The sequence below is a fragment of the Allosaccharopolyspora coralli genome, assembly GCF_009664835.1.
In the GTDB taxonomy this organism is placed as follows: Bacteria; Actinomycetota; Actinomycetes; order Mycobacteriales; family Pseudonocardiaceae; genus Allosaccharopolyspora; species Allosaccharopolyspora coralli.
On sequence record NZ_CP045929.1, the window covers coordinates 3,544,396 to 3,561,534 of the forward strand.

The following is a 17,139-nucleotide window of genomic DNA, read 5'->3' on the forward strand; positions in this document are numbered from 1 at the left end:
CGCGTGCTCGGCGGGCTCACGACCCGGGGCCGCTGCCTGCTGGCCGCAGGCTTCGCGGCGGGCGTGTGCGCGCTGGTGCTCGACGAGCGTGACCTGCTGCGCGTCGCCGTGTTCGTGGTCGCGCTGCCGCTGGTGTCCGCGTGGCTCGCCGGACGCACGCGGCACGGACTGGCCGCGCAGCGCGACGTCGCACCAGCGCGGATTCCGGTCGATTCCGAGGCGTCGGTGCGGGTACGGGTCACCGGTTACGGTCGGCTGCCGCTCGGCGGGATGCTCCTGGAGGACGAGGTGCCGCCGGCGCTGGGCGATCGGCCCCGGTTCGTACTCGACCGGTTCCCGGGACGGCAGGGCGTGGACCTGGAGTACACGATCCGCCCCGCGCTGCGCGGCATGCACCGGATCGGTCCGTTGTGGACCCGGATCGGCGACCCCTTCGGTATGTCGGAGTTCTCGCAGGAACTCGGCGGGCGGACCAGGGTAGTCGCCGTCCCGCACGTGGTGCCGCTCGGAGACCTCCCGCCCGGTTCGGGGCTCGGGCTCGGCGAGGACGGATCCACCCGGCTGCGCGCGGGACACGGCGACGACGACGTCATGGTGCGCGAGTACCGCCACGGCGACGACATGCGGCGGGTGCACTGGAAGTCGACCGCGCACCGCGACGAGCTCATGGTGCGCGTCGAGGAACGGCCGTGGCACGGCGGCGTCACGGTGCTGGTGGACCGGCGGGCTGCGGCACATCGGGGCAGCGGGCGGTCCTCGAGCCTGGAGTGGGCGATCTCGGCGACCGCGAGCATCTGCTCGCACCTGCACAAGCACGGTCAGCAGGTCCGGCTGGTGACGGCGGACGGCGCGGTGCTCGCGGGCGGCGGCGGCGATTCCGACGGCGGTCACGACGAGAACAAGGTGCTGGACGCGCTGGCCGCATTGCAGCCCGCGACGCAACGGGATCTCGCGTGCGACCTCGATCCGGGCCATGGCCGTGAGCTGATCGCCGTGCTCGGCGCCGTGAGCGCGGGTGGGGTGCACGAGCTCACCCGTTCCCGGCCGCCGGGGGTGCGCAGCCAGGCTCTGCTGCTCGATGTCGGGCAGTGGAGCGACGGTGGCGAGGACAACGACACCGCCGCGACGGCGCACCGGCTGCGCGCGGCCGGCTGGACGGTCGCCGTCGTCGAGGGCCGCACCGGCTCGATGGCGGCCGCGTGGGCCGAGTTGTGCCGTGCGGGTCGCGCGACGGGAGTGGGCTGATGGTCGTCAACCGGCTGGGCGGCGCCGCGGAGGGATCAGCGGCGAGGGGGTCGGCGGCACAGAGCGTCGCCGTCGCCGCCGCGGTGCTGCTCTCGTCCACCGCGTTCAGCGCGATCTTCGCCGACGCCTCGTGGTTCCTCCCCGCACTGATCATGGTCGCCGCGATCACCGCGATCGGCGCCGTGACACGCTCCGCCGGATGGCGTTCGCCGTTGATCGCACTCACCCAGCTGGTCGCGATCGCCGTGCTCATGGTGACGCTGTTCTCCGGGCAAGCGGTACTCGGCGTCCTGCCAGGACCCGCGTCGATCGGCGAGGTACTGGGCATGCTCGGCCAAGCCGGTGAGGTGGTCCGCACCGGCGTGCCGCCGGTGCCGGCGGACCCGCCGTTGCAGGCGCTGCTGGCTCTCGGACTGGGGCTCGTCACCGTCTTCGTCGACGTGCTCGCCGTCTCGGCAGGGGCGCCTGCGGTGGCGGGGCTGGTGCTGCTCTGCCTGTACGCACTGCCCGCGTCACTGGCGGACCTGATGCTGCCGTGGTGGGCGTTCGCCGCCGGAGCCGCCGGGTTCGCGGGATTGCTCGTCGTCGGCGGCAGGCACCCCACGCCTGCCGGGAGCCCGGAATCCGGCCGCAGCACGCTGCGGCAGCACGCCGTGGCCATCGGGGCGGCCACCACCGCGCTCGCCCTGTTCACCGGGGCCGCGTTCACCGGAGTCGGCACCGACGGGAGCCTGCCCGGCTCACGCGACTCCTCGAGCGAGGCGACGGACGGGATGGGAATCCGGCCGTTCACCTCGCTGCGCGGGCAACTCGACCGGGACCGGGTCGTGGAGCTGTTCCGGGTCACCGGGCTGCCGCAGGAGGCGTACCTGCGTGCGATGACGCTGCGCCGGTTCGATCCCGAGCGGGGCTGGGATCTCGAGGGACTCACCCAGGGGGTCGGGGCCGACGGCAGGCTGCCCGCACCGAACGGCTCACCGCTGCCCGCTGGGCGCGAGCTCGAGGTCACCATCGAGCCGCTCGGGTACCGCGACCCGTGGTTGCCCATTTACGGGGTTCCGCTGGACGTCTCCGGGATGGGTGAGGACTGGCGGTACGACCCGGCGGCCGGGATCATCTTCACCCAGCAACGACAGCCGAGCAGGCCGTACACCGAACGGTTCCTGCTGCCCGATCCGCCCGCCACGCAACTGCGGTCGAACCAGCCGGCGCCCGAGGTCGACCCCGCCTATCTCGACACCAGCGGTATCACCCCCGACGTCGCGGACCTGGCACGGCGGATCACGACGGACGAGGCGACCGAGTTCGACAAGGCGGTGGCGTTGAACCGCTTGTTCACCGACCCCGCCAACGGTTTCCGGTACGAGCTCGAGACCGCGCCGCCGACCTCGGCCGACGGCGTCGCGGACTTCCTGTTCCGCGGCAAGCGCGGATACTGCGAACAGTTCGCGTCCGCGATGGCGGTGCTGCTGCGCGCGGTCGGGATCCCCTCCCGCGTCGCGGTCGGTTTCACCGCGGGCACCGACCAGGGTGAGACCCGCACGATCACCACCGACGACGCGCACGCGTGGGTCGAGGCCCACTTGCCGGGCGTCGGCTGGACCACCTTCGACCCCACGCCGCTCGACGACGGGCGCACGGCACTGCCGAACTACCTCGACCGGGAACTCAACCCGACGGTCGAACCGCAGCCGATGCCGGGCGAGACCGTGCCCCCGGGTGAGCAACCACCCGGCCAAGCGCAGGAGAACCCCCGGGACGAGTCCGGGGTGCCGCCGCCCGGCCCTGGCGCCTCGGGCGGTTCCGGATGGTGGCCTGCGCTGGCGGCCCTGGTTCTGGCCCTGGCCACGCTCGGTGCACCGCTCGGTTTCCGCGAACTCCGGCGCAGGCGACGGGTGCGGGCCTCGGCGGAGGGATCGGCGTCCGCCGCGTGGAGCGAGGTGCTCGATCAGTCGTGGGACCGCGGGACGACGTCCTCGGCCACGGAGACCGCTCGCGCCGTGGCGGGCAGGCTCATCCACGACCACGAACTCGACAGCGACGGTGCTCACGCACTGCGTGGGCTGGTGACCGCGGTGGAACAGCACTGGTACGGGCACCCGGAGGCGGCCCGCCGGAACGACAGCGACCTCGGTGACCTGCTCGGGAAGGTGCTGGCGAGTTTCGAGCGCAACGATCCGTTGTCCTGGCGCGAGCGGCTGCTGCCCCGCTCGGTGCTGCGCCCGAGCGGCACCACGGGCTGACCGGCCCCGGCAACGCCCGGACCCGGCAGCTCAGGAATCGGGGGTCCCACGACCCGAAAGGCCCGCACCCGGTCTACCGACGCAGACGACCGCCGTACGGTGCGGCACCCGTACGGCGGTCGTGGTCACGATTCGGTGGCTATTGGTCGAAACGCTTTCGGAAGCGCTCTTCCATACGTTGCGCGAACGAACTCTTGCCGCCCTCGTCCGAGCTGCGTTGTCGGCCCGTAGCCCCGCCCTCGGACGGTGTCGTCCCGCCTTCGGGCTGTTCCTCGTCGGATTCCTGTCCACCGGAACGCAGAGCGGACAGAACGATCACTGCTCCGCCGAACATCACGAGAAAGCCGACCACGCTCACCACGGGGATATCGGCAGGCTTCACCGGTATCACCACGCCGACCACCAGCAGGATCAACCCCAGCACGAACACGGCGATGCCCTGCAGGCGTCGCCGCCGCGACGGGCGGTGCAGCCGCCCTCCGCGCACGGTGGAGGCGAACTTCGGATCCTCGGCGTAGAGCCCTCGCTCAATCTGGTCGAGCAGTCGCTGCTCGTGCTCGGAGAGTGGCATGGCTCCTCCTCCGGCACAGTACTTACAGTGGCGCCGGAAACCTGGGCTCGGGTGTCGGCGAGCCCGGGCGGTACGGACCCGGCGAACGCTGGGGGGCGTCACTGTCGAGGATACGGTCCCGAGGACGAGACGACTACCCGGTCCCGGTACGAGCTTCGTCGCTTCCCACGACCGGGCGCCCTGGACAGCCGCTCCGGTCGCGTTCAGCCGCCTGGGAGACGCCCGACCGCGTGCAATCGGGTGGCGATGTCCCGCAGCGGCGGGGTCGCGGCTGCGCTGAGTTCGAGCTCGCCGAGCGCGTCGGCGGCGCCGGAGCCGGACTCCAGTACCGAACCGGGCACCAAGTCCCTGAGTACCCCGTGGCCCTGCACGATCTCGACGGCCAACCCGCCGTCCCGCAACGCGGACTCCACACTCGAGACGTCGAAACGGCGTTGCAACGTGTCGGCCGTGCCGTCGAGCCGACCGTCGGGTTCGCGGTACAGGCGAAGCGCCTCGTTCATCCGACCGGCCATGGCGCGCCCCACGATGGCTCCGAAACGGTTGGCGACCAGCACCGACACCGCCCCACCGGGGGCCGTGGCCGCGACCAGCGCGGCCACTGACGCGGCCACGTCGTCGACGAACTCCAGGAGCCCGTGTCCGAGCACCAGGTCCGCCCCACCGGACGGACGCAGCGCACCGAGCGCGTCGGTGTCGCCCTGCAGGGCGGAGACCCGATCCGCGACACCCGCGTCCGCAGCACGGCGCTCGAGCGTGGCCAAGGCGTTCGGGCTCGGATCGACGACGGTCACCGAGCATCCGGCCAACGCCAGAGGCACCGCCCACACCCCGCTGCCGCCACCGACGTCGAGCACCTCGGGCGCCCGACCGTCCCGGCGGTCGCGCGCGGCGGCCACTTCTGCTTCCAGCACGCGGTGCACGGCCTCCGATCGCATGCGGGCAGCTTAGAGGGCTCCGCCGGTCCGACGCGTTCTCGGGGCCCGGCGCGTTCCAGGACGGTGAGTTCCCGACGGCGACACGGCACCGACCCCGCGCGCGAACCGTCCGGCGGCAGAGAACCGCAAGCCCCGCACGAGGCGAACGTGCCGCTCGCCCCTCCACACGAGGCGAACGTGCCACTCGCCCCCTCCACACGAGGCGAACGTGCCACTCGCCCCGCCACACGAGGCGAACGTGCCGCTCGCGCCTGGAGCGACCATCGCCTGCGTGACGTCCCCGATGCGCCACGACTCTCGGTTCCGGCGATGTTGTTCCGTAGGCTACGGGCGTGCAAACCGTGGCAGTGCTGAGCCTCAAGGGCGGCGTCGGCAAGACGACCGTGGTCCTCGGACTCGCGTCCGCCGCGATGCGTCGCGGTGTCCGGACGCTCGTGGTGGACCTGGACCCGCAGTGCAACGCCACCGCGGCACTCGAACCCGGGGACACCAGCCGCGGGCTCAGTGACGTGCTCGCCGACCCGACATCCGATCGGCTCCGTGACGCCGTGGCGCCGAGTGCGTGGGGCGACGGCGTCGACGTACTCGTCGGTTCCGAGGACTCCGAGGTCCACAACGGACGCGTCAACGGTTCGGACCCGTTGAACGGACTCACCGAGGCACTGTCCGCTCTGGACACACTGATCACGGACGGTGACCTGCCGTACCAGCTGGTGCTCCTGGACTGCCCGCCGTCGCTGGGTCGCCTCACCCGCTCCGCACTGGTCGCCGCCGACCGCGCCTTGCTCGTCACCGAACCGACGATCTTCGCCGTCTCCGGTGTGCAGCGCGCGTTCGAAGCCGTACAGGCCGAGCGCACCGAGAACAACCCCCGACTGCAACCGCTCGGCGTCGTCGTCAACCGCATCCGGCCGCGGTCGCACGAGCACCAGTTCCGCATCGACGAACTGCGGGAGATCTTCGGGCCACTGGTGATGCCGGTCGCGTTGCCGGACCGTCTCGCCGTCCAGCAAGCACAGGGCGCCTGCGTACCGATCCACCAGTGGGGCACGCCGGGAGCACGCGAAGTCGCGCTGGGATTCAATCTGCTGCTCGCCAGGGCACTGCGAGCCGGTAGGAGCCGTCCGTCGGCCGACGACGATGCCGACGAGGACGAGGAACTGGAACACGGCTGAGGAGGCTCGGTGCCCGAGGGCGACACGGTGTTTCTCACCTGCCACCGGCTGCACGAGGCACTCGCCGGTGAGCCGCTGGTGCGCGGCGAACTCCGCCATCCCCGCTGGGCGACGACGTCGCTGGCCGGTCGCACCGTCACCGAAGTCTCCCCCGTGGGCAAGCACCTGCTCACCCGATTCGACGACGACACCACGCTGCACAGCCACCTGCGGATGGACGGTGCGTGGCACCTGTACCGGCCGGACTCGCGCTGGAAACGCCCAGCCCACCAGGCTCGGGCGGTCCTCGGGACCGCTGCGCGCGTCGCGGTCGGCTTCGCGCTGCACGACCTCGAGATCGTGCCCACGAGCCAGGAATCACGGCTGATCGGCCACCTGGGCCCCGATCTGCTCGATCCCTCGTGGAACGACGACCTGCACCGGGAAGCGCGGCGCAGGCTCAGCGAGGACCCGCAGCGCGCGATCGGCGACGCGCTGCTGGACCAGCGGATCCTCGCCGGGGTCGGCAACCTCTACCGGACCGAGGTGTGCTTCCTGCTGCGGCGCTCGCCGTGGACGCCGGTCGCCGAGATCGACGCCGACAGAGCCGTGACGCTCGCCGGGGATCTGCTGCGGCGCAACGCCTGGCACCCCGAGCAGTCGACGACCACGATGCCGGGCGTGGCTCACTGGGTGTACGGGCGGCGGATTTGCGCGCGCTGCGGGGGACGCGTGCGACGCGACAGCCAAGGACCACGCCACGGCACGCCGACCGAGTACGACCGCGTCACCTACTTCTGCCCGCGCTGCCAGCCCTGAGGGCATCTGGGACTTGGGTGGTCCAGTACCGCCGCTTCAGTTCGCGCCTCGCTGCGTTGCGGTCCTCTTGAGTACCAGGGCGCCGGAGCTTCTCACCCTGCTCAGGCTGAGCACCTGAGATGGCACAACTGCCAGTTCACCAACGCCTGTTGCGACGGCCGGCCCGCACGAGTCGCCGCACCACCGGGTAGCCGAACACGATCCCCGCCGACCCCCAGACCAGGCCCACGATCTCCACGTCCCCGAGCACCAGGGTGACATTGCCTGCCGAGGCCACCAACGCCGTCCCGAGCGTGATCACGTTCGCCGGATCGGTGAACTCGACCCGGGACTCGGTCCAGATTCGCGCACCCGTGATCGCGACCTTCGCAAGGAGCACCACGCCCGCTCCGCCCAGGACAGCGGGCGGGATCGTGCCGAACAACGCGACCGTCTTCGGCGAGAACGAGGCGGCCACCGCCGCACCCCCGGCGACCGTGCACGCCACGGTGGAATGCACCCGCGTGGCCGCCACCACGCCCACGTTGGACACCGAGGTCGCCATCGCCGGAGCACCGGAACAGCCCGCCACCGTCGTGGCCAGGCCACCTCCGATCAGCGCGTCTCCGATGTGACCGTCCAGGTTCCTGCCCGTGGCCGCCTCCAGCGACTTGATCGAGCCGACCTGGATCGCGACCAGCAGGATGGCGGCGGGCAACACGACGGGTACCACCGACAGATGCACCTGGGGCAGGACCGTCTCCGGCACCCCGAACCACGAGGACTCCCGCAGCCGGGTGAGCGCGGTCGGATCCACCCGGTCGGCAACGAAGACGCCCGCCCAGCCGGCCAGCACCCCGAGCAGTACCGAGACCCACGTGAGGCCGCCGCCTAGCAACGAGGCCACCAGCACGACCGCAGCGCACCCCAGCCCGGGAACCGGATGGTCGACCACTGCCGTGACGACGTGCGGGGCGACGGTCGTCACCAGCATGAGCACGATCGCGCCGGTCACCACCGGGGGCAGCGCCGCCTCCAGCATGCGGACGCCGAGCGCCTTCACAGCCACACCCACGGTCACCACCAGCAGGCCGACCACGACAACTCCGCCGAGGAGCATCGACGGAGTCGCACCGTCGTCGCGCGCGGCGACCAACGGCGCCACGAGCAGTGACGAGGCTCCCAGGACGCCGGGCACCCGGTTCTTCGTGACCAGCCCGAACACCAGGGTTCCGGCACCGGACACGAGCAACGTCGTCGTAGGCGGGAACCCGGCGAGCAACGAGACGGCGACGCTCGCGCCGATCATCACCACGAAATGCTGCGCACCGAACGCCGCCGTCCACACCCAGCCAGGACGCTCGTCGCATCGGACCACGATGTCGTCACCCGGAAGGCGACGATCACCGCGCACGGTCCACATGCAACAGGCCTCACTTCCGGGCGCGCCGAACCAAGGTCATGATCGTGTCACGATCCGGCCGCACATCAAGAAATCCGGTAACGCTCTCACACGATCAGTCCAGCACCCCCTGGCGCAAGGTTCCCGCGCACGGCGAGCGCAGCGTCACAGCCGACGCGCGCCACTCCGAGGTCGCGCGGATCGAGGATCGCATTCAGGCACCTTGCGCCGACGGGGTTCCCGCCGGTCTACGCAGACCTGAGGGTTCTCACCTCGGTGGTGGGAACAGTGTCGACGTGACGCAGGTGGCTACTTGGTGCGCCACAAGCTCAGCTCTCGCCGCCGGACCAACTCGAGCGAGCAGGAAAGAGGCTCGGGCCCACGAACGAAATCGACGAGTGCCGCACCCGGACGACGTCAGGTGCCGGGACGCCGATCGCGTCGCTGGTCAATCGCCTCGGACTGGGGGTCCCGGCCGGAGATCTCGTGGAGACCCTCCGCGAACCCGGCGAGGCGATCCGTGGCGTCCTGCATCAGTGAGGCCTGCTCCGGCTCGTCACTGGCCGCCACCGCGCGGGCCGCCGCGGCGACGAGCTTGCCGTACCCCTCGACGCCCTCGTCGAGGTCCGCGCGCAAGCGGGTCGCATCCGCGCGCAACGTCTCCTGGTCGGCCTCCGGCGCGAACCGCTGCGCGGACTCGACCGAGCGCAGCCTGTCCGAGACCCGTCGCAACGCTCCCGCCGTCCGCACGGCCGTCGCCCGCGCGTCCTCCGCACGATCGTTGACCCCGTCCACACTCGCCGCCGTGAGCTGTACCAGCGACTCGTGCAGACTGTTCTCGGCGTCCCGGAGCTTGCGCATCGGTTCCCGGGCGGCCGAGTCCGCCGGGGGCAGGGCCACCGGCTCGGGCGGGGCCTCCGGCAACGGCGTCCGCAGCAGCGCGCGGTACTTGCGCCACGCGACGATCGTCCCGATCCCGGCCGGAAGCGCCAGCGCCCCGAACCCGACACCGGCCAGGTTCGCCATGACGTCCATCGGGGCTTGGAGCCCGGCGAGGTCGTCGGCCATGAAGGCGGTCGCCGACGAGCCACCGAGCACGCCCGTACCGACCCCGCCCGCGACGGTCGTGTGCTTCGCGCGCCGACGCCGACGGAGCAGACGCGCGCGCGGGTCGCGCCACGACGCGACCTTCTTCCGGACCCGGTCGGCGACCGGACCCTTCATCTGGTCCAGGACGAACTCGCCCCACTCGGCGGCCTCGTCCCGTCCTCGCGCCACGTCTCCCCCGTACGCACTCAATCCCGGTTACCGACGACCCGAACCAGAGACAGCAAGCTCACGCCTGCCCGGTCTGCGGATTCTGCTGCTGCGTCGGCTGACTCGCCGGAGCGGCCGGCTCGGAGGCTTGCTGACCGCCGGTGACCTGCTGCTGCCCGCCACCCATCGACGCACGCAGCTGCTCCAGTCGGTTCGCGCCCGCCGCGTCGACGGAAGCCTGCTCGACCTCCATCATGCGCCCCTGCACGCTGTTCTCGGCCAGCTCGGCCTCACCCAGGGCGGTGCTGTAGCGCTGCTCGATCTTGTCCCGCACCTCACCCAGCGACGGGGTGTTGCTCGGGGCGGCCACCTCGGTCATCTGCCGCAGCGAGCTGGAGACCTGCTCCTGCATCTTGGCCTGTTCGAGCTGGCTGAGCAGCTTCGTCCGCTCGGCGATCTTGGACTGCAACACCTGCGCGTTGCGCTCCACGGCTTGCTTGGCCTGTTCCGCGGCGGACAACGACTGGTCGTGCAGGGTCTTGAGGTCCTCGACCCCCTGCTCGGCCGTCACCAGCTGGCTGGCCAGCTGGCTGGCCGTCTCCTCGTACTTCTGCGCCTTCGCCTCGTCACCCTCGGCCCGCGCCTGGTCGGCCATCGTCAACGCCTGACGCGCCGAGGCCTGCAGCTTCTCCACCTCACCGAGCTGGCGGTTGAGCTTCATCTCCAGCTGGCGCTGGTTGCCGATCACCGACGCGGCCTGCTGGGACAGCGTCTGATGCTGGCGCTGCGCATCCTCGATGGCCTGCTGGATCTGCACCTTGGGGTCGGCGTTCTCGTCGATCTTCGACGAGAAGGACGCCATCAGGTACTTCCAGAACTTCACGAACGGGTTGGCCATCTCCCTGCCTTCTCTCCGTGCTCAGCTGCCCGTGCCCGACGCACCCGACGAGCCATCAGGTGCGTCCGTTGGGTCCATCGTGTCAGGTCATCAGGTGCGCTTCCACCAGACCGAGAACTTCTCCGGGATTTCCCGGAGCCTCCGGAGGTCGCGGCGACGTACCGGCGCACCCGGACAACTCAACCACAGACGATCACCCGCGGCGCACGCGGTGGGTCGCCGCACCACCGCACGCGCCTGACCTGGGGTATCGGGCAAATCGGTCAGGCGGCGACCACGACTCCGCCCGCCGAACGCACCGGAGCACTGATCCGCTGACTCAGCACGGGCTGCAGCCGCAGATCCTGCTGCGCCTCGTCCTCGTCGGAGGCCGCCATCGCGTCCGCCTCGGTCAACGTCTCCAGCGAGTCCGGGCTCACCGTCTCGGCAGTAGCCGTCTCGGCGACGCTCGCCCCCGTCGTGCCCGCGAGCTGGTCGGCGGCCACCTCGCCTCGGACGAACTCGCCTCCGACGAGGCTGGGCACCAGCGTGCCGCCCTCGATCGAGCGGGCGTCCGGCTGCTCCACCACCGACGGCACCAGTTCCGAGGAGCCGTCGAGGTCCCCGGCCACGGTCACCAGCAGCTCCGGCAACGGCAAATCCAATGCCCCGCAGATCGAGCCGAGCAGCTCGCTGGACGCCTCCTTGCGGCCCCGCTCGACCTCGGAGAGGTAGCCCAGGCTCACCCTGGCGGCGCGCGACACTTCCCGCAGCGTACGGGACTGATCGGTCCGGGCGCGACGCAGTCGTTCACCGACCGCTTCCCGCAACAGCAAGGTCATCGCGCGCCTCCCTTCTCTCGCCGCCGGCCTCCGCCGGTTCTGGACCGTCCTGCGGTGGTCAACGCTTGCCCCGCCGGACGAGTTCCGCTCGCCGGGCGTGCACCCCGAGGGACTGCACGGGGCGCGTCGAACACCGCACGCACGGCACCAGGTTACTCACCGAACCGCCGCTGTGAGGCACCGACGGGTCTCGTCCGCCGAGGGCGAACGTCCGCCACGCCTCGCCCGCGCGCCGCCCCGAGGCCGATCGCAGCACGAGACGGTGCTCACGCCCAGGTGGGAGCGGGTGCTACCCGTACGATCCCGAATCGCTCGTGCGTTCCGGCCTTGCGCGTGGCGCCCACCACAGTGGCAAGAACGGGACGAGCCGACACACCGAGCTCTCGTTCGGACGAGTGACAGGCGTCAGTCGAGGCCGACCGGGAGTTCCGCCAACGCCAGCCGAACCGCACCGGCCCGAACCTCGTGCCGATCGCCCTCCAGGACGACCGACCGCACCCGAACCTCCCGGGAACTCGCGAGCCCCACATGCACGGTTCCCGGAGCGACACCGTCCTGCGGCGACGGTCCGGCCACTCCGGTCAGCCCCACCCCGACATCGGCGGCACACCGTTCCCGTGCTCCCACCGCCAGCTGCCGAGCGACCTCCGGGTGCACCGCACCCACTCGCCGCAGCAGCGCCGGGTCCACGCCGGCGAGCGTGGCCTTCATGTCGGTCGCGTAGACCACGAGCCCCCCGCGCACCACCGCGCTCGCACCCGCGACGTCCGTCAACGCCGCGCACACCATGCCCGACGTGAGCGACTCTGCCGTGGCCACGGTCTTCCCTCGCCGCTCCAGCGAGTCGAGCACCGCCGCCACCTCGGCGCGTTCGAGACCGAGCGCCTCCACGATCACGAATGCATCGCGCGCTTACCCATCGCGCGCAGCCGCACCGCACGGACGACGTAGTCGAGTCCGGTCACCACCGTCGCGAGCACGGCCGCGCCCATCGCGGTCCAACGCAGCAGCTCGGCCGCGTCACCCAAGGGCACGAGATACAGCCCGATGGCCACCGCTTGCAGGGCGGTCTTGAGCTTGCCGCCGCGACTGGCCGGGATCACACCGTGCCGGATCACCCAGAACCGCAGGCCCGTGACCGCCAGCTCGCGAGCGATGATCACCAGGGTCACCCACCACGGCAGGTCGCCGAGCAGGCTCAACCCGATCAGCGCCGAGCCCGTGAGTGCCTTGTCGGCGATCGGATCCGCGATCTTGCCGAAATCCGTGACCAGACCGCGCCTGCGGGCCAGCTCGCCGTCGACCCGGTCGGTGATCGAGGCGACGACGAAGATCGCCGCGGCCACCCATCGCCACGCGGCGTGCTGCCCGCCGTCCCAGAACAGGGCGAACAGGAAGAACGGCACCATCGCCAGCCGCGAGACGGTCAGCGCGTTGGCGACGTTGACGACGGGCACGCCGCGAGGCGTGCCGGACGTCGATCCGCGCGCGGCGCTTTCGGAACTCATGCCGGTGCCTCGCGCACGTCGACCGGACGGACCACCAGGTCCACCCCTTCGGTGTCGACCACCTCGCACCGCAGCAGTTCCCCCACCACCGCCGCGCCGGGATCGACGACGAGGCATTCGCCGTCGACCTCCGGGCCCTGATGCTCGGCGCGGCCCGCGCACTCCTGTTCGTCGGAGGCGAGCCGCTCGACGAGGACGTCGACCCGGGTGCCGACGCGGTCCTCGGCGCGCTGGGCGATGAGCTCCTCGACGAGTCGCGAGGTCCTCTCGACCCGACGGGCGACCTCGTCCGGATGCACCTTGCCGTCGAAACCCTCCGCCTCGGTGCCGTCCTCGTCGGAATAGCCGAACACGCCGACTGCATCCATGCGGGCACGGGTGAGGAAGTCGTGCAGTTCCGCGAGATCGTCCTCGGTCTCGCCGGGGAACCCGACGATGACGTTGCTGCGGATTCCCGCTTCGGGGGCGAGTGCGCGGATTCGTTCGATCAGGTCCAGGAACGACTCGGTTGAGCCGAACCGCCGCATCCGGCGCAGCACCCGCTCGTTCGAGTGCTGGAACGAGAGGTCGAAGTAGCGCGCCACACCCGGGGTCGTGGCGATGGCCCGGAGCAGTCCGGGTGTGGTCTCGGCGGGTTGCAGGTACGAGACGCGGACCCGGTCGACGCCGTTGAGCGCGGCGAGACCGGGCAGCAACACCTCCAGCGCACGCGGGTCGGAGAGATCCTTGCCGTAGGACGTGGAGTTCTCACTGACCAGGAACAACTCACGCGCGCCTTGCTCGGCGAGCCAGGCCCCCTCGTCGACGACCTCCTGCGGCGGCCGGGACACGAAGGCTCCGCGGAAGGACGGGATGGCGCAGAACGAGCAGCGCCGGTCGCAGCCGGAGGCCAGTTTCAGCGCTGCCACCGGCGTGTCGTCCAGCCGTCGGCGAGCGGAACGACGCGTCGAGGGCACCCACCCGTGACCGGGGATCGAGACCTCGTCGGCCGCCGCCGCGCCGGGACGCTCGACCGGCGTGATGGGCAGCAACGTCCGCCGGTCCCGCGGAGCGTGCGCGGCGACGGAACGTCCGTCGAGCACGTCGTCGAGTCGCTCCGCCAGCTCGCCGTAATGATCGAATCCCAGCACCGCGTCGGCCTCGGGCATCTGCTCGGCGAGTTCGGTGCCGTAGCGCTCGGCCATGCACCCGACCGCGACGACCTTCGCGCCGCCGTCGGAGGCGGCCAGCAACGTGTCGACGGAGTCCTTTTTCGCCGACTCCACGAAGCCGCAGGTGTTGACCACCACCACGTCGGCGTCGTTCTCGTCGTCGACCAGGTCCCAGCCGCCCGAGCCGAGGGTTCCCGCGAGTTCCTCGGAATCGACCTCGTTGCGGGCACAGCCGAGCGTGACCATGGCAACGCGGCGGGTGCCGGCGCCACCGGCCTTCTGCTCGACAGACATGCTCCGAGCGTAGCGGGCGGGGTCCACGCCGCTGCCCGCACTCGCCCTGCGGCTCGGCCCGGACCCCTGAACTGCGTCGACGCTTCCTCGTGCCCACGACCAGCCGACCCTGAACATTCACCGGGAAGGATGAACTCCGCAACCGCCCCGACGCCACACTCGGAGCGTGTGCCGGTTCTCGGTGCTCGACAGAGCCGCTAGGATGGCACCATGCATGACTATGCGTCTAGTTCGATAGTGATTCGACGCGCTCGGATCGGTGACGTCCGCACGATCAAGCGGCTCGTCGACTCCTACGCCGGGAAAGTCTTGCTCACCAAGGACCTCGTCACTCTCTACGAAGCCGTCCAGGAGTTCTGGGTCGCCGAGCTCGACGACGAAGACGGACCGCGACTCGTCGGCTGCGGAGCCCTGCACGTGCTGTGGGAGGACCTCGCCGAGATCCGCACGGTCGCCGTCGACCCCGCCGCACGCGGGCACGGTGTCGGCCACCAAGTCGTCGCCCGACTCATCGAACTCGCCCGCGGCCTCGGGCTCGCCCGGATCTTCGTTCTCACCTTCGAGACGACGTTCTTCGCCCGCCACGGATTCACCGCGATCGACGGGGCACCCGTGAGCGAGGACGTCTACGAGGAAATGCGCCGGTCCGTCGACGAAGGCGTCGCCGAATTCCTCGACCTTCCGCTCGTCAAACCGAACACGCTCGGAAACACCCGCATGTTGCTCGAGCTCGACGGCGTGTCACCCGATCACCCGACATTTCTCCCCCATTGACGGAGACTGTCGACGTTCGCGTGTCGCCCGGCGTCCGAAACCGCTACACACAGAGGAGTTGATACCGCTGCACCACCGCTGAACTCCACGAGGAACCACTGTGCCCCGGAACCGCAGCCTGCTCACCACCGTCACCGCCACTGTCCTTCTGCTGTTCTCCACCGGCACCGCCCACGCCGATCTCACCGACGACGAACTCCGCACCGTCACCGACGAGTACGTGTTCGCCCGCTCGCTCGACGAATTCCTCGACCTGCGCTCCGAGAAACCGTACGCGGACCAACTCGACTGGTCCTCCGACAGCTGCTCGCTTTCGCCGGACGAACCGCTGGGTTACCGATTCGGCGCCTCCTGCAACCGCCACGACTTCGGCTACCGCAACTACCAGAGGCAGGACCGTTTCCATGCGGACACCCGCCGCACTCTCGACGACAAGTTCCGCGACGACATGCACGACGAGTGCGGCGACGACGCGACGTGCCGCGGTGTCGCGACGATCTACTACCAGGCCGTGCGTCAGTTCGGCGGGAGCGGTTCCAGCACCGCCGAAGCCGTCGAGCGGGCCGACATCACCGTCCTCACCGGCGAAGACGGTCGAGCCGAGAAGGTCACCTCGATCGACGCCCGCGGCGGCGTACTCGAAGTCGATCTCCGGAACTGAACGCGCTCCGCTGCCGGATGTCGCGATCTCGGCCCCGGAAGCGGGATCTGCCACTGTGGCACGAACTGGGTACCGTGCAGCTGTTCACCGTTTCCCGGAACGGAAAGGTCGGTGCCCGATGGTCAAGCGACAGATTCCCCGTTGGTCGGAGCTGCGCCCGCTGTTGCGCGTCCGTCCGCCCGAGCTGAACGCGACCGACCGGCGCCTCTCGCGCGCCCACACCATCCGAGACCTGCGCGCGATCGCTCGCCGCCGCACCCCGCAGGCCGTTTTCGACTACACCGACGGCGCCGCCGAACAGGAACTCAGCCTGCGCCGGGCCCGGGACGCGTTTCGTCGTGTCGAGTTCCGCCCGTCGGTTCTGAGCAACGTGTCGGAAGTGGACACTTCACGCCCGATTCTCGGGGAACGCGCGCCACTTCCCTTCTCCCTGGCCCCGACCGGATTCACCCGGATGATGAACCACGAGGGAGAGCGTGCCGTCGTCAGCGTCGCGGACCGCGCCGGCATCCCCTACGGCCTGTCCACCATGGGCACGACCTCCATCGAGGACATGGCGGCCGCCGCGCCCGACGCGCGAAAGTGGTTCCAGCTCTACATCTGGCGCGACCGGCGGGCGGGCAAGGACCTCGTGCAACGGGCCAAGGAATCCGGATACGAGGCGTTGATGCTCACCGTCGACACCCCCGTCGCCGGGGCACGGTTGCGGGACGTCCGCAACGGCCTGACGATCCCCCCGACCTTGACGCTCAAGACGATCGCGGACGGCGCGACGCACCCCGCGTGGTGGATCAACCTGCTCACCACCGAACCGTTGACCTTCGCCACGTTCCGCCACTACGAGGGCACCGTCGCGGACATGATCAACGAGCTGTTCGACCCGACACTGAGCATGGACGACCTGGAGTGGTTGCGCGGCCTGTGGGACGGCAAGCTGCTGATCAAGGGCATTCAGAACGCCGACGACGCCCGTCGTGTCGTCGACCACGGAGCGGACGCGGTGATCCTGTCCAACCACGGCGGACGCCAGCTCGACCGAGCTCCCACGATGCTCGAGCTGCTGCCCTCGGTGCGTGACACGGTCGGCGACCGGGCAGAGGTCATGCTCGACACGGGCATCCTCGACGGTGGCGACATCGTCGCGGCCCTCGCGCGTGGAGCCGACTCGTGTCTCGTCGGCCGCGCGTACCTCTACGGACTCATGGCAGGAGGCGAGCGCGGCGCGGAGAAGGCGGTCGACATCCTCCGAGCCGAGATCATCCGCACCATGCAACTGCTCGGGGTCCGCTCCGTCGACGACCTCACCGACAAGCACGCCCGCCTCCGCTGACCCGATGTCCGCTGAGGCGAACGGCACTTTCGCCTCACGAGACGAGGCGAACGGCACCTTCGCCTCACAGGACGAGCGGAGTGAACGGCACCTT

16 protein-coding genes are annotated in these 17,139 nt (G+C 70.6%); 7 read left to right on the plus strand and 9 right to left on the minus strand.

Features of this window, described 5'->3' with window-relative positions; translation table 11 throughout:
* The first annotated feature begins 3 nt into the window (after nt 1-3).
* The gene (locus GIY23_RS16530; protein ID WP_154077485.1) at nt 4-1,245 is read left to right on the plus strand and encodes a DUF58 domain-containing protein; all 1,242 of its coding nucleotides are present in this window, start codon (nt 4-6) and stop codon (nt 1,243-1,245) included.
* Nucleotides 1,245-3,488, plus strand: a complete 2,244-nt coding sequence (locus GIY23_RS16535; RefSeq protein WP_154077486.1) for a transglutaminase family protein — start codon at nt 1,245-1,247, stop codon at nt 3,486-3,488. The genes GIY23_RS16530 and GIY23_RS16535 overlap by 1 nt, the downstream gene beginning before the upstream one ends.
* 139 nt (nt 3,489-3,627) lie before the next feature.
* Here the strand turns inward: GIY23_RS16535 and GIY23_RS16540 are convergent, their stop codons facing one another.
* Both GIY23_RS16540 and GIY23_RS16545 read right to left on the minus strand, forming a co-directional pair.
* The gene (locus GIY23_RS16540) at nt 3,628-4,059 is read right to left on the minus strand and encodes a DUF3040 domain-containing protein (protein WP_154077487.1); all 432 of its coding nucleotides are present in this window, start codon (nt 4,057-4,059) and stop codon (nt 3,628-3,630) included.
* A gap of 203 nt (nt 4,060-4,262) precedes the next feature.
* Nucleotides 4,263-4,997, minus strand: a complete 735-nt coding sequence (locus tag GIY23_RS16545; protein WP_154077488.1) for a class I SAM-dependent methyltransferase — start codon at nt 4,995-4,997, stop codon at nt 4,263-4,265.
* A gap of 332 nt (nt 4,998-5,329) precedes the next feature.
* Here GIY23_RS16545 and GIY23_RS16550 point away from each other — a divergent pair, with 332 nt between their 5' ends.
* On the plus strand, nt 5,330-6,172 hold the full coding sequence (locus tag GIY23_RS16550) for a ParA family protein (RefSeq protein WP_154077489.1): 843 nt from the start codon (nt 5,330-5,332) through the stop codon (nt 6,170-6,172).
* Between the two features lie 9 nt (nt 6,173-6,181).
* Nucleotides 6,182-6,970, plus strand: a complete 789-nt coding sequence (locus GIY23_RS16555) for a DNA-formamidopyrimidine glycosylase family protein (RefSeq protein ID WP_154077490.1) — start codon at nt 6,182-6,184, stop codon at nt 6,968-6,970.
* Nucleotides 6,971-7,106: 136 nt separating this feature from the next.
* Here the strand turns inward: GIY23_RS16555 and GIY23_RS16560 are convergent, their stop codons facing one another.
* The 7 genes from GIY23_RS16560 to rimO form a co-directional block, all read right to left on the minus strand.
* A complete protein-coding gene (locus GIY23_RS16560; protein WP_154077491.1) occupies nt 7,107-8,372 on the minus strand; it encodes a uracil-xanthine permease family protein in 1,266 nt (421 codons plus the stop codon).
* A 396-nt stretch (nt 8,373-8,768) separates the two neighbouring features.
* Nucleotides 8,769-9,629 (minus strand): phage shock envelope stress response protein PspM, encoded by an 861-nt coding sequence (gene pspM / locus GIY23_RS16565; protein ID WP_154077492.1) that lies wholly within the window; start codon nt 9,627-9,629, stop codon nt 8,769-8,771.
* 58 nt (nt 9,630-9,687) lie between these two features.
* A complete protein-coding gene (locus tag GIY23_RS16570; RefSeq protein ID WP_154077493.1) occupies nt 9,688-10,506 on the minus strand; it encodes a PspA/IM30 family protein in 819 nt (272 codons plus the stop codon).
* 263 nt (nt 10,507-10,769) lie between these two features.
* Complete coding sequence (locus GIY23_RS16575) at nt 10,770-11,327, minus strand: helix-turn-helix domain-containing protein (protein ID WP_154077494.1); 558 nt, start codon at nt 11,325-11,327, stop codon at nt 10,770-10,772.
* Nucleotides 11,328-11,732: 405 nt separating this feature from the next.
* Complete coding sequence (locus tag GIY23_RS16580) at nt 11,733-12,224, minus strand: CinA family protein (RefSeq protein ID WP_154077495.1); 492 nt, start codon at nt 12,222-12,224, stop codon at nt 11,733-11,735.
* Nucleotides 12,221-12,835, minus strand: a complete 615-nt coding sequence (gene pgsA / locus GIY23_RS16585; protein WP_154077496.1) for a CDP-diacylglycerol--glycerol-3-phosphate 3-phosphatidyltransferase — start codon at nt 12,833-12,835, stop codon at nt 12,221-12,223. The genes GIY23_RS16580 and pgsA overlap by 4 nt, the downstream gene beginning before the upstream one ends.
* Entirely contained in the window at nt 12,832-14,280 is a 1,449-nt protein-coding gene (gene rimO, locus GIY23_RS16590; protein ID WP_154077497.1) for a 30S ribosomal protein S12 methylthiotransferase RimO, read from the minus strand. Before rimO ends, pgsA begins: the two co-directional genes overlap by 4 nt.
* Nucleotides 14,281-14,490: 210 nt before the next feature.
* Between rimO and GIY23_RS16595 the strand changes: the two genes are divergently transcribed.
* The 3 genes from GIY23_RS16595 to GIY23_RS16605 all read left to right on the plus strand — a co-directional run bounded on the left by GIY23_RS16595 (nt 14,491) and on the right by GIY23_RS16605 (nt 17,045).
* Nucleotides 14,491-15,054, plus strand: coding sequence for an amino-acid N-acetyltransferase (locus GIY23_RS16595; RefSeq protein WP_154077498.1), 564 nt, complete (start codon nt 14,491-14,493; stop codon nt 15,052-15,054).
* Nucleotides 15,055-15,154: 100 nt separating this feature from the next.
* On the plus strand, nt 15,155-15,715 hold the full coding sequence (locus tag GIY23_RS16600; protein ID WP_154077499.1) for a phospholipase: 561 nt from the start codon (nt 15,155-15,157) through the stop codon (nt 15,713-15,715).
* A gap of 118 nt (nt 15,716-15,833) precedes the next feature.
* A complete protein-coding gene (locus GIY23_RS16605) occupies nt 15,834-17,045 on the plus strand; it encodes an alpha-hydroxy acid oxidase (RefSeq protein ID WP_154077500.1) in 1,212 nt (403 codons plus the stop codon).
* Nucleotides 17,046-17,139: the final 94 nt, after the last annotated feature.